Here is a 14,569-nt window from a genome sequence, read left to right on the forward strand (position 1 = left end):
TGACTCTGTGGTCTCGCTGGTTGTTGCTTCTTTTATGGTCAATAACAAAGTGGCTACACTATCACAGCCTGCTGCATTCGTTGTTGTAAATGTATATGTACCCGACGCTGTATAGGTTGTTCCATTCCAGTCAAAACTTCCACAAGCTGACTCTGTGGTCTCGCTGGTTGTTGCTTCTTTTATGGTCAATAACAAAGTGGCTACACTATCACAGCCTGCTGCATTCGTTGTTGTAAATGTATATGTACCCGACGCTGTATAGGTTGTTCCATTCCAGTCAAAACTTCCACAAGCTGACTCTGTGGTCTCACTGGTTGTTGGAGTATTTATGATGACATTTACAGATGCTGTATCAGAACACCCATTTGCATTAGAGCTTACAATATAATAAGTGTCGGTAGTAGTTACTGCGTCAGGAGATGTCAATAAAATTGTAGCCTCAGTGTCAGTAAAATATTCAAAAGTCAAACCAGAACTTGACCCCGTTGTTACTGATGGAGCAGTTAAATCAATAGTACTTGGTGAGCATACAGCTGCAGGGTCGTTAACTACTAGAACAATCGGAGAAGGATCAATTATAGTAGTATTTACTGTAGAAGTACATCCATTTCCATCTTTTATTGTTATGGTATACAATCCAGCTCCTAATTCCGTAAAACTATTACTACTTACAAAGGACCCTTCATTTAGAGCATAAGTAAAAGGTGCAAACCCTTGGCTGACATTAACATTAAAACTTCCTGTTTCAAATCCATTACACAGAGGATCAATTTTATTAATAACATTAGCAACTGGTGGAACACCAACACCTATTATCGATGTACCATTCATCAAAACAGAACAATTGGTTGTAGTATTAAGTGCTTCAATAAAATATTCACCTGAATTAGATGGCGAAACAAAACTTATTGCCCCTCCTGTCCCTGAAATCGTAGGTCCAAAGAAAAATGGATAACTATTCGTTTTTAAAGTATAGTTTACACCAATTTGGGTTCCACTTAATGTGATTGGTGGTGGAGTAGTTCCAACACAATAAACCCCTCCTCCAGCAACATTATAAACAGTAGGTAGAGGATTCACTATCAATTCAACATCGGAACTTACTTCATTACAAGGCCCGATTGGATCATCCGAAGTTAAAGTCAAAGTTACGGCACCAGAAAAGTTAGCAGGTGGTGTATAAATAGCATTTAAATCAGTATTGCTCGGAGAGAACGTTCCTCCTGTAGTACCATCAGACCATGTGGCAGAACTTGCCGCCCCTGAGAATGAACCGCCTAAAGTAACAGAAGTGCCCTGACAAATCGGAGCATAAGTTCCTGGATCAACTATTGCAACAGGATTGACAGTTACTGTAAAGCTACAAACATTCGATACTAAATTTCCAGCAGCATCCTTTCCAGAATAAGTAACGGTAGTTATTCCCTCATTAAAGGTTTCCGTTCCCATTGTACCACCGACAAAAGATGTTACTGTAACAGGTCCAGCTGAAGTAACTCCAGTGAGCGTATAAGTTAATTCTTCCAATCCACCAGTTAATGAACACTGATCTGTTAAAGTCACATGCGTCCAAGAATACTCGGCATCATCGGCACAAATTACAACATCTGTAGGGCAGTTAGTAAATAAAGGAGCATCTACATCTTTGACTATTACATCAAAAGTGCAAACTGCCTGAGCACCACATGCATCTGCTTCAGAAGTCACTGTAACTGTAGTAGTTCCTACTGGAAAGGCAAATCCACTTGCAATGTCAGAAGAAGTATTTAAAATATTTGCTTTCTCAACATTATCAATTCTTAAATTATCCGCTTCAATAAATGTAAACCACATGTATCTACTACCACCAATTTGGGTGGCAATTATATCTGAAGGGTCATTGCGAGTTTCTGTCCAAAGTTTAGTTCCGCTATTATCCAACACACTCATATCAGCTTTTAATGTACCATCTCCTTTGTCTACAAACATCCACTCAAAAGTGTACCATCCAGAGGCAGTAATTTCATAATTATTTATTGACGCCAAATCGTTTCTACGGGTAAAGTTGGTTCCATTACTACCACCAATCAAAACATTTCCAGTTGCATTAGATGATGTATGAAAAACAAAATCACGTCTGTGAGAATTTGACTGGGTACTTACGGCTGAAGACACATCCCATCCATAGGTGTTCGCTGAAACAGCAGGATCGTCTAGATCAATATATACATCTACTCGATTTCTAAATCCATTTCCAAAAGTTGAACTATATCCACCAAGTCTTGAAAAAGCACCAGTATAATCATCAGGTGAAGCAGGCAATACCGTATTGTCAATTAAGCCATGAGAAACACCATCTGAAGAAATTAACAATCCTGAAAGTTCTCTTGTTAATTGTGAATTATAATTACTCCAACCCAAATTAGTTGTTTGCCAATTAACATTTTCACATCCATCAAAAAACACAGGATCATATGCCTTAGGAAGATCAAAATTATATACTGCCGTACACAAACTTACGTCATTGTCTAATTCTACATCATCTTGGCATATCAATTCAGCAGTAGAATTATCAGTTACCGAAATTGAAAAACTTTTTGACACTCCGGCACATGACAGTGAGCTTCCAGTAAAGTTTGGAGTAACAGTGACATAAGCTATTTGGGGAACGCCAGTGGTATTTGTGGCTGTAAAACCAACGATATCACCTGTTCCCGACAATGCCAATCCAATTGCATCATTATCATTTACCCAAGTATAACTAGTCCCACTTCCAGAAAATGAGATTGCAGTAGTTGTTTCTCCAGCACATAAAACTTGGTTTCCAACTACATCAACAGATGGGGTAGGATTTATTGTAATTGTAAAATCTTGCGGAGTACCCTCACATCCGTTAACAATTGGAGTTACTGTAATTATGGCTGTAATTGCTAAACTAGTTGTATTAGAGGAAGTATATCCTACTATATCACCAGATCCAGAAGTTGTAAAACCTATAGCAGCATTAGAATTTGTCCAGTTGTAGACCACTCCTGGAATATTATTTCCCGAAAATACTATCGTTGAAATGGCGTCACCGTTACAAACTACTATATCTGTAACATCATCAACAGTAGGTGTAACTTCAGTAGCAATAGTTCCTAAGCCGCCACCAATTACAATCCTTTCGTCTACTCCATTGCCAAAATGACTATTGCTGGATAGAGTGTTATTACACAATACTGGAGAGTTTCCTCTGCCAAAATACAAATCAGCTATGTTAGTTTGGTCTCCATCACCAATATTATCAGAAGTAAATGGGGTATGTCCTGCTTGCTGTTGAATACCTACATCATTATTTGTCAATAAATTTCCAGTTACAGTGTGATTTTCACCTTCAATCACAATACCAAAACCTGTTGAGCTTGAAGTTGCATTGGTTTGTTTATAATTTTCAATTGCATTTAAAGATATTATTACACCATTGGGAGCATCTGGATGACTATCCGGATTTGAAGAAAGCACTCCTCTTCTAAAGACTGCTATACCAGCCCTATCTCTGATATCCGTATTTTCATTTGAAAGTGTAACTGTATTATTAGAAACAGTAGTCGTATTAGAACCATTATCATTATCCCACGGATTTTTAATTTCTATACCAAATCTACCTCCACCTGTTATAGTGTTTCCTTCGATATGATTACTTCCAGTGTTGGTTCTTAAGCCATTAATGCCTAATGCATTGTCACCTGAGCCTATATTTATTAAGTTGTTGGAAATATTAACTGCCGAGGCAGTGCCATCCTGCAACTCAATTCCACAACAAATATTATTATTTAGGGTATTTCCTGTGATTGTAATATTTTCCTTAAAACCATTCCAGATTACTATACCACGGGCAGAATTACCCCTGTCTGAAATATCTGAATTTGTTACTGTAAATCCATTTATTGGTCCATTTGCATAAATTCCTGAACCACCCGAAAGTGTGGCCGAAGAAATTTTCACATTATCTACTGTTAGTCCATTGTTTTGACCTATTGCATAAATTGCAGCATCTGAGTTTCCGTTTACACCAGCAAAATTATGAAGTGTAAAATTCTTAAGTATTACGTTTGTTATACCAGAGGCAATTTGAATTCCGTCCCCATTTCCCAAACCCGATCCATCAATGACTGTTAATGTTTTATCGGTATTAGTACCTTGAAGCGTTAGCGATTTATCAATCACCACCCTTTCATTAAATGTCCACTCTGCTAATTCAATTACGTCATTTGCAACTGCAGCATCTACAGCTGGCTGAATATTAGCGAAATAAGTATCTTGAGTAGTGTTGTGAACGGGCAAGAAGTACTGAATTTCACCAAGGCAAGCAAGATCAGGCTTATGTGTTAATTTAGATTCTAAGGTAGTTCTTTGAGTTAAATTCATAGCAGATGGTAATTGTAATCCTGCACCTACATCGAATTTATTATTTTTTACATCAAGATCATTGGACCAACATACTGCAGGCGTAACTTTCGCACTTGCCCCGGCATATTCAGGGAAACCTATTACATCAGAATTCCCTACTTGGTCACCTAAATAAATAAAATTAGAAATTCCCGAATTAAACTCATTTTCATTTCCAGATGTACCTATAGTAAATGTACCAAAACTGGCGGCAGTATTATCATGATTATAAAATGCAATACCAGTTCCGCCCGATATACCTGAACCATTAAAAGTATTTTTTGAAATATCAGCATCAATTGTTGTTTGACTTATTGGTAGATTATCCGAAGCTAAGACTTTTGTATTAACAGTTATATGCCTGAAAGTCGTAGAATTGGTTAACGGAGTAAATATATTGTCGCTGATATGTACATTTTTATAATTCTCAAGGCTAATTCCCCAATTGTGATTGTTGAATGTATTTCCTGTAACATTTGTTTGCTTATCCTGATTATTATACTGTAATCTTAATGAACTTGTATATGTATTAGCAAATGGAGAATCAAAAGTATTATTAGTAATATCTACCTGTCCACCTCCTGCATTATGTGAATTCGTTTGCACTCCTCCACCTCTAAAAGTATTATTATCAATTAAAATTGGCCCATTGCTATTAAAACGAACCATAATATCCTGATTTATTGAGGTAAAATCATTTCCAGTATAGGTACCACCTCCTTCATCAACCGAAACTGCCGATCGAAACAGTCTACTAATTCCAAATCCATCGTCATTTGTTGCTGTTACAGTGTTACCAGTAACAGTTATATTATTTACTCCACCAGTGGCAACTCTATAAGCAGCATAGTTTATACTTATAGCATTTCTAAGTCCATAACTTCCAGTTGAAGCTGCTGCACTTGTTCCAATTGGGTTAATTTGATTATTGGTAATCGCAATATTATCAATCCCTGCACCTGATACTACAATCGCACTACTTAGCTTGGTAAGATCTACATCAAATTGAATATTATTTATGGTAACATTATCCGAAGAAACATCAAACAAGCTGTTCTTTCCTAGTGCCGTACCGGTAAAATTGACAATAGGTTTAGATGCTCCAACTCCATTCAAAGTTAATTCCTTATTAACCATAACCTGCTCATCATAAGTACCGCTTGATACTTCAATTACGTCTCCATTATCAGTACCAGCATCATCAATGGCCGATTGAATAGTTACAAAAGTTTTATCTGTATCAACATTTTTGACTGGACAACCAACTGATACCCCGACACCATCAACATCATTTAAATAAGGACAAAATGTAACATAAGAGGTAACCTTCACACCAGCTCCAATTCCAACTACAGATGGACCATCCGTTGCACCCCAATAGTTGTTATTCGCGTTTACGATTGTAGTAGTAAAATTATTTACACCAAACCCATCATTTGAAGTACCGCTTCCGATGTTTGAAAAATTATTATTATTGATAACTACTGTGGCTGCTCCATCATTGTCTTCAATTTTAATACCTGATGCATCAGGATTTGATGGTCCTTTATGATCAGTAATATCGGATATATCGTTATGGGAAACAATTGCACCTGGAGTATCACCTTCAAGCCCAATACCTGTTGCCCATAAACCTTCTAAATCTGAAATGTCATTATTTGATATCATGGCTCCAATAACAGTACCTGTTCCCCCAGCACTAGATCCAAGATTTATTTGAATACCATATGCCCCTCTACCGTCAGGCCAAGCTAAAGTGCTTGCGTCTATATTACTAATAATATTATTATCAATTAAAAGATTTGATACATCAAAATCACCTGTGGAAAAACCGACAGCGACACCTCCAATAGACCCTTTTATTCCACCATTGATATCATCTATGGTATTTCCTGTTATTTGGACATCATTTATAGAATTGGCACTTGCTTCTACTGCTATACCATACACATTTACTGATACTAAAGAAGCTCCTCCTACATTGGTAATATGGTTGTTTTTAACAACTAAGCCACTATTATTGTTAGAATAAATTCCGAATGCCTTATCCTGATTAGATATAGTAAAACCATCAATTGTAACATCGTCTGCAGTCACATTTATAGTGTAATTCGCTGAAGCAGCAGCAATAGTGGTAAGAGCACTTCCATTTACACTTTTAAGTGTTATCGGCTTATTGACTAAAATATCTTCGGTATAGGTACCATCACAAACTTCAATGATATTACCAGAGGAAGCGGCATCTATAGCCTCCTGAATGGTTGCAAAGAAAGTTGAAGCACTAGTATTAGAAACGGGCAAATTCAACACAATATCATCTGCAGAAGCAGTAGACCCGTTGGCATCAGTTACTACAAGAGTATAAGAGCCAGCAATTAAACCGGTTGCATCATAACCTGAACTAATACCAGTAGCAGAACCTGAAGCTACACCACTCCAACTAATGTCATAGGGTGCCGTCCCCCCCGAAAACACGATGTTTATTCCTCCAGTAGTTTCACCACAGGTTATTGGGTCAGGGGTAGTTGATGCGATAATTATCGGAGATCCTGTACAAGAACCTGCAACGGGTTGAAAACCAGAAGTAGCAGGAGCATCGTCAGTGCCATTAACCAACCAAGTATCAAGAGTTACATTTCCTACTATTTTGGATTGAATTGCGGTTAAAGCAGTACTTCCAAACCAGTTACAATCTGCATTAATTGTACTTGATGCCACACCATTTGCCACACTATAAGTACCTGAATTTATAAAAGAATTATTGTGAACTTCCAAAGTTTTACCAGTTCCCGCTCCAACTCCATATATAGAAGTATTGGAATTTGCAACACTGTTATTATTAACAGTTGTCGAATTCCAATCAACGTTATTTTCTAAGCCAATTCCATTTTGGAAACTTGATATTTCATTTCCGGATATAGTAACATTTGAAACAGAGGCAGGATTAGAACTATAGGAAGCGTCGTTGCGTCCAGCAAGAAATAAACCGTAGCCATTAACCATGGTTCCTGCTCTTGTTTCATTCATTATATTATCTAAAATTTCTAAATCAGAATAATCATCATATTTAAGATTTAATATAATGGAACGCGGATTAGTCGAAATACCATTATCTGTAAAAGTATTTTCTGAAATAGTAGCATTCGACAATTTTTCAATATACAAAGCTGCTTGGTTATTTGTAGCACCATTATTAGAAAATGTCGACCCAGTAATCGTAACATCATTAAAAATACCCGTACCTGCAGAATTTTGGCCTACATAAATAGCACCAGAGGTATTATTTGTAAAGGTAGAATTCTGAATAGCCAACTTCTCAACTTTTGCAGCAGTACCTATTTGTAAACCTGGCCCAGTAGTGGCGTTAAAAACACTATTATCAATTAACCAATCATCTGTACTTCCTGCAGTATTATTGATTTGCAAACCGTAACTAGTTAATGCATCAAAATTCACCTCTTTTATTCTCAAGAAATTTGCAGATTCATTGGTGTATATACCTCTTTGAGCATTCGTTAGTTTCATTGATTCAATTGAAGCCCTATTCATGGCATCAGTACCCGAAGATGTTGCTGGGTAAGTAAATAAATCGCCTGTATTACCAACACCTTGAACAATTGTGGTATTACCCGAACCTTTGATTTTTACAAATTTATTAACAGTAACATTTTCAGTAAATGTACCAGGACCAACGTTTACCTCAAACCCAGAAGAGGCAACATTTATTCCTTGCTGAATCGATCCACTATTTGAAGTTACAAAATCATTATTGGCTTTAACTAAAACAAAACCTAAAACATTATTGTCAATTTTATGGAATATTTTATCTTCTATTGCGAAATTTTCGGTAAGGCTGGCAGTAGCACCTGTTTGTCCGTCAAAAACATTGAATTGAGCATCTAAGTTTTGATTCCAAGGTACAGCTGTTGTTGCATTTGGACTAACTGTTCCTGTTATGTTTTCAAGTTTAATATAGGATTGAATACCAGCATTAAAATTATTTTCAGAACCATTGGTTCCTAATACAAATGCACCAAAGATTGGGCTATCATTGTCTTGATTAGCAAAACTTAAAGCAATACCACCAATTGTACCAGAACCATTAAAAGTATTTTTTGTAATTGTAGCACTTACATTCGGCTGGTAAAAACCACTTGACGAGCTACTCAATTCCTTGGTATCAACCGTTATATGGCGATAAGTAGTTGAATTAGCAAGAGGAGTAAAAATATTATTATCAACCGTTACTGTATTATAGTTTTCCAAACTTAATCCCCAAAGATGATTGGAGAAGGCATTACCGCTTACCGTAGTTGGTCTAAAGGTATAATTATTTTTCAACCTTATAAGTGGCGAGTAAGGTGCCAAATTATTTGCCCATGTGGCATCAAGTGTATTGTTTGTGATGCTGAGTGTTCCTGCTCCTACATTTTGTTCTGTCAGTTCAATACCACCACCATTAATATCATTATCATCAATCGTAATATCTCCATTACTTCCAAACCTAACTAAAATATCATGGTTGATTGTTGCCAATGTATTACCTGAGAATGTACCTCCAACTTCATCAACCGAAATACCTGAACGGAACATTGTAGGGTAGGTTCCAGCTGTAACAGTATTACCTGAAAAAGTTACAGTATTAACCCCACCCGTTGCCACTCTGTAAGCTCCATAGTTGACACTTACAGCGTTTCTTTCTCCGTAAGAGCCAGCAGGAGTTCCATAAGGTTCTATTAAATTATCCTTAACTGTAATGTTATCAATTCCAGCTCCGCTTGCTACAACCGCACTTCTAAGTTTTGATAAATCTACTTTGAAATTTATATTTTCAACAGTAACATTGTTAGCAGAAATATCGAAAATTGTTGGTTTTCCAGTGACTGTTCCTGTAAAATCAATTATTGCTTTAGTAGCAGTGGCTGATTTTATAATAAGTTCTTTATTTACAATCACCTGCTCGTTAAAATTACTAGCTGCTAATGCAATTGTATGGCCTGCCAATGTTCCAGCATCATCAATTGCCGCTTGAATAGTTACAAAGTTTTTCGAAGTATTGACATTAGTTACATTGCAAGTGCCAACTGTAATATTGGCACCAATAAAGGTAGATGAGCAAGAGTTACCATCAGTTACTTCTACTGTTATTACACCGGAAGAGGTAAAAGTCGTGCTGTAAGTATTTGAGGACCCGTTTTGTACAGAGGACCCATCTAACTTAAAGTTATAATTATCAAAACCCAGAGTTGCTGTAAAATCTACCTCCCCACCAGAACAAACCTCGCCATCATCTGCTATTGAACCTGATGATTCTGTAAACATTAGAGTACCTACTGGTAAAGCATTAACCACAACATTATGAATATCAGATGTATTTATACATCCATTGATATCTGTAACAGTATAAGTAATATCAGTATTACCCACGCCTAAACCAATTATAAAACCATCAATACCAACACTTGCAATACCAGGAGATGATGTATCCCATGAATCAGAAACCTTTGCAGGAATTGAATTCCCAACTAGTGTAATGTCGGAATCTAGGCAAACCTCATTTGAGCCAGAAACTGAAACAACAGGTAATGCATGTTGTATAAAATCCAAATTATAAACAGGACTTTGACATCCTGTCGTACCATTCTCAACAACAAGAGTTGCAAAATAAGTAGAAGGTGTTGCAGAAGCTGGAATAGAGACAATAATTGGAGATGCTCCTAAAGTCATATTCAATGCATCCGAATAACCTTCAGATTCAGCACTCGGGTTGAAATTCAAACTATATTTATCAGGTGAGTGGGTAGTAGCAGAATATTCAATATTTTCCGAAGTACTTCCAATACAGTTTTCTAAAGTTCCAGTTAATGAAATTGTTGGAATTCCATTTACTGTTACCACTTCATTTGGAGAAATCACCTCACATGAAGGAGCCGATCCGTAGGAAGCTTTATATCTAACATTAACTGAACCTGCAGATAAACCTGTAAAAATGTTTGAAGAATTAGTGCCAGGCGAAGACAAACTACCGGTACCCGAACCTCCAGAAACGATTTCCCATAAATGGGTATAGCTAGGTATACTTCCTCCTGAAACTAGGCCATTTAATGTAATTTGATCATTTTCGCATATAGAAGGTAAAGAAGGAGTAATAGAAGCAACCAAGGCAGGATTGCATTCAATCGTTCCTGCTACTTCAATATTTCTTAATTGCATTTCACCTGCAGAAGAAGGAGAGTTAAAACCATAAATCTTAAAAGTTACAGTTTCTGTAGTTATAACGGAACTAGAAAAAGTCCAAGATCTTTCTATACCTGAGTTTGTGCATGAAGAACTTGTTCCTGGGGTTAAACTACTCCCGTTTTCGACATAAGAACCGCTTCCTATTGTATAAGAATAACGAATTGAAGTTGGTCCATTAGGAGATCTTAAGCTAGCCTTAAAACCTGTAAGATTTAATCTATAACCAGCTTTTGGTGTAATAGTTAAATATACAAATTCTCCATTTGCATTAGCAGTAGAAATATTAGCTGCTGTTGAATTGTACCAATCGGTTGAACCAAATCCTTGGTTAGCACTTGTACATGAAACTCCAGTTGACAAAAGCCCAGCTCCTCTTAATAAGTTGGAACCAGTCGCATTGGCATTAACGCTAAAAGGGATTCCATTTACATCGTCAACATACTGGTAAACAACTTGTCCAAAAATGGATTCAGGAAAAAATGATATAAGCGATAATATAAGCATAAAAAAATTAAGCTTAATCTTGCTAGTATTTGAAAAGATAAATGTAAAATTTGATCTCATAACTGAGGGATTTTTAAGGTTTTAATAATAATTGTATTTAAATAACAGAGGTTTAATTAAGATGCTATATCTACTATTGTGTCAACCCTTCTCCTAGATACTCTAATCTCCTTTCCATTTTGAAGGCGAATAAAATGAGTATCTTTTTTTAGAATGGTATTAACAATGAATTGAGAGTTAATAAGCATTGACCTATTAACTCTTAAGAATTTACTATTGCAAAGATTTTCTTGATGACGTTTAAGCGTAGAAGAGGAAATAAGTTTGGATCCATCATTCAGATGGAACAAAGTATAATTTTCAATGGCCTCCAATAAAACCAATTGACTAATTTCAACGGCGTCATTTTTTTTTAAGTAGTAATATTCCATAGTTTATTCGGTATTTGAATAATACAAAATTCCAATGTTTCATTTGGTACTACAATTCCATAATACTGGTATTTTAATAACTTTTTAATACTACTTAATAAATATTTTCAGGTATAAATACAGATTTTTATACCTGAAAACAATTAACATAAATTATTCTGGAATTTATTTTAACTTTATTGAGACAAAAAGTAAAACTTACCGAATAATAAATAAATTTTAAATTTTAAAAATTTGTGTTTATCTTTAAAAAAGTAACCGTTAAATAAAATTATCGGTAAACTTAAAAGCCATTAAATCTACTAAATAATGAGTAGCCCAATAACAATAAAAGTTTTAATCTTAAGTAATCAAACCTTATATATAGATGCCTTAAAAATGCTTCTTAATACGGAAGAGCAAGATGTAGAAGGTTATACTATAACAGATACTTCCATAGCAGAAAACATCAAATCTTTTGCCCCAGATGTCATATTACTCGACGCAAATGGAATGGGAAAAAACATTTGGGATTTTTTATATGCTACTCATAAACAGAATCCAAGTAGCAAAATCATAATGCTTGCTAATAGTAACGAACAAATCTATTTGGAATATGCCAACAAAAATGGTGCTTCAGGATATGTTTTGAAATCCTCTCCAAAGGAATTGCTTATTGCTGCAATTAAAATTGTTTACAAAGATGGTAGCTTTTATGACCCTGGCATTGGAACTTTCGGTAATAACAATCATCAATCTAAAATTCAAAGAAAATATAATTTAAGTGGACGTGAGTTAGAGGTTATTACTTTGATAAAAGATGGCTTTTCTTCCAAAGATATGGCCAATAGATTGGGTATCAGTTTCCATACCATTGAAGCTCACCGCAAAAACATTTATAATAAACTTGGAATCAACAAAGTCACAGAACTTTTGAAGATTTATTCGGAATTTGAAGATTGATTCTTTTTTTATTGTTTTGGCCTATTTTAAAGCATTTGTCTTCCTATTTATTAGATTTTAAATGCTTATTTTAAAAGGTATTTAAAAAATGACCTATTTTCGTATTATAAAACAAATAGGCTTTTGAAATATTTTGCTTTAATTCTCCTTTTTACCATTTCCGCCAAATCTCAAACATTAAATGGGGAAGCTTGCTCATTAGCAAAAAAAAAGGCTTTTATCTACAACAAAGAAAATGCTCGATTCGCCTACCCTGGCGACCAAAATATTGACATAAAGTATCATTTACTAAAACTTAACATTGACTATACCAACAAATTTTTAAATGGCAGTGTGTTTACGACTTTAAAAGCCTTGACTGATATCTCAACCTGCAGCTTTGACCTCAACAGTCCCATGAAAGTGGATTCTGTGATATGGAATAAAAATAAATTGACATTTAGCCAAACATCTAAACAAGTAAATATTACATTTAAAAATACCCTAAAAAAAGACGAGATTTTAAGCCTGGAAATATTTTACAAAGGCAATCCCCGCACTTCTACTTTTGGGAGTTTTAGTGTTTCCACTCACGGGGCAGCCAAATCACCTGTGGTTTGGACTTTGAGTGAATCTTATGGCGGACCTGATTGGTGGCCTTGTAAGGATGACCCCTCAGACAAAATCGATAGCTCTGAGGTTTGGATTACGCTACCCTCATCTTTTGTTTCGGTGTCTAATGGTGTCCAAAAAGGTCTTATCAATAACCAAAACAATACCAAAACTTACCAGTGGAAAAACAGCCACCCGATATCCCATTATCTGATTTCGATAGCTTGTTCTAACTATCAATTGTACGAAAACAGTTTTGTATACAATGGAAAAACAATGCCTGTCAGCCATTATATCTATCCTGAAACACTTACGACTAACGTAAAAAAACTATTGGACGAAACCACGGCTATGCTCCAGTTTTTTTCGGACACTTTTGGAGAATACCCTTTTATAGACGAAAAATATGGACATGCCATGTGCAATTTTGGTGGGGGCATGGAACATCAGACCGTAAGCTCCATGGGAGGATTTTCGGTAGATTTGATTTCGCATGAGTTGGCCCATCAGTGGTTTGGCGACAAAATAACCTGCAAGACTTGGGCAGATATTTTTATGAACGAAGCCTTCGCCTCCTATTCAGAAGCCTTGTATGAGGAACATAAAAATGGACGTGCGGCTTATTATACGCCTATTTTAGACCACATGGCTCGAGCAAAAAAAACTACAGAACCTATTTTTATTTCTGATCCAACCAACGAAAACTTGATTTTTGACTACGCCCTGACTTACGGAAAAGGTGCCGTGGTATTGCACATGCTCAGAGGTGTATTGGGCGATGAAGCATTTTTTAAAAGCCTCAAGGATTTTCAAAACTCTGAATATGCCTACGGAGCTGCTTCCATTGATGATTTCAGGAAATTCCTTGAAAAAAATACAAGTACCGACTTAAAATATTTCTTTGATGAATGGATATATGGCGTAAACTATCCAAAATATACTTTCTCCTACAAACAATTGGGTGATCAATCTGTTGGTGTGGAAATAAGTCAGGAAAAACTTAGCAGCAACCCTTCGTTTTTCAAAATGCCCGTTCAGTTCAAAATTGTTTTGAATTCTGGAAAAGAGCTATTGGAAACACGCTTTGTGGACGAACAAACCAAAACTTTCACTTTTGAAAATATACCTGAAACCGTAAAAGATATTCAGTTTGACCCCGATAATTTTATCATGAAAGAATTATTGGATTTGGGTGAAGTTACGTCCATCACCAATACATCTGAAAATGAAATAATGATCTACCCAAACCCTGGAATGGAAACGATAGAAATTAAAGAAATCCCAAAGGAGGTTAGCTCAATAGAATTATTAAATTCAAAAGGTCAATTGATAAATTCTCTGGAAATAAATACAAAAAAACACAATATTTCTAAGCTTCCTGCTGGTCAATACATCTTGAAATTTTCTGGTGAAAATTACTTAAAATCAAAAACCTTCATTAAAAACTAAGC

At 35.7% G+C, this 14,569-nt stretch carries 4 protein-coding genes; 2 read left to right on the top strand and 2 right to left on the bottom strand.

All coding sequences use genetic code 11. The features are described 5' to 3' along the window. Both EGI22_RS09795 and EGI22_RS09800 read right to left on the bottom strand, forming a co-directional pair. A partial coding sequence (locus tag EGI22_RS09795) for a right-handed parallel beta-helix repeat-containing protein (protein ID WP_255068091.1) occupies positions 1-11,154 on the bottom strand: 11,154 nt, incomplete at its 3' end. Between the two features lie 116 nt (positions 11,155-11,270). Next, positions 11,271-11,585 (bottom strand): LytTR family DNA-binding domain-containing protein, encoded by a 315-nt coding sequence (locus tag EGI22_RS09800; RefSeq protein WP_255068093.1) that lies wholly within the window; start codon positions 11,583-11,585, stop codon positions 11,271-11,273. A 309-nt stretch (positions 11,586-11,894) separates the two neighbouring features. Here EGI22_RS09800 and EGI22_RS09805 point away from each other — a divergent pair, with 309 nt between their 5' ends. After that, positions 11,895-12,527, top strand: coding sequence for a response regulator transcription factor (locus EGI22_RS09805; protein ID WP_255068094.1), 633 nt, complete (start codon positions 11,895-11,897; stop codon positions 12,525-12,527). 123 nt (positions 12,528-12,650) lie between these two features. After that, positions 12,651-14,567 carry a M1 family aminopeptidase gene (locus EGI22_RS09810; RefSeq protein ID WP_255068095.1) on the top strand — a complete coding sequence of 639 codons (1,917 nt, stop codon included), beginning with the start codon at positions 12,651-12,653 and terminating at the stop codon, positions 14,565-14,567. Positions 14,568-14,569: the final 2 nt, after the last annotated feature.

This window comes from Lacihabitans sp. LS3-19, from assembly GCF_024343575.1.
In the GTDB taxonomy this organism is placed as follows: domain Bacteria; phylum Bacteroidota; class Bacteroidia; order Cytophagales; family Spirosomataceae; genus Leadbetterella.

What these genes read in the sequence shown, in the direction of transcription:
- EGI22_RS09800 (WP_255068093.1), bottom strand. Translation starts at nt 11,585, where the DNA reads ATGGAATATTACTACTTAAAAAAAAATGACGCCGTTGAAATTAGTCAA.
- EGI22_RS09805 (WP_255068094.1), top strand. Translation starts at nt 11,895, where the DNA reads ATGAGTAGCCCAATAACAATAAAAGTTTTAATCTTAAGTAATCAAACC.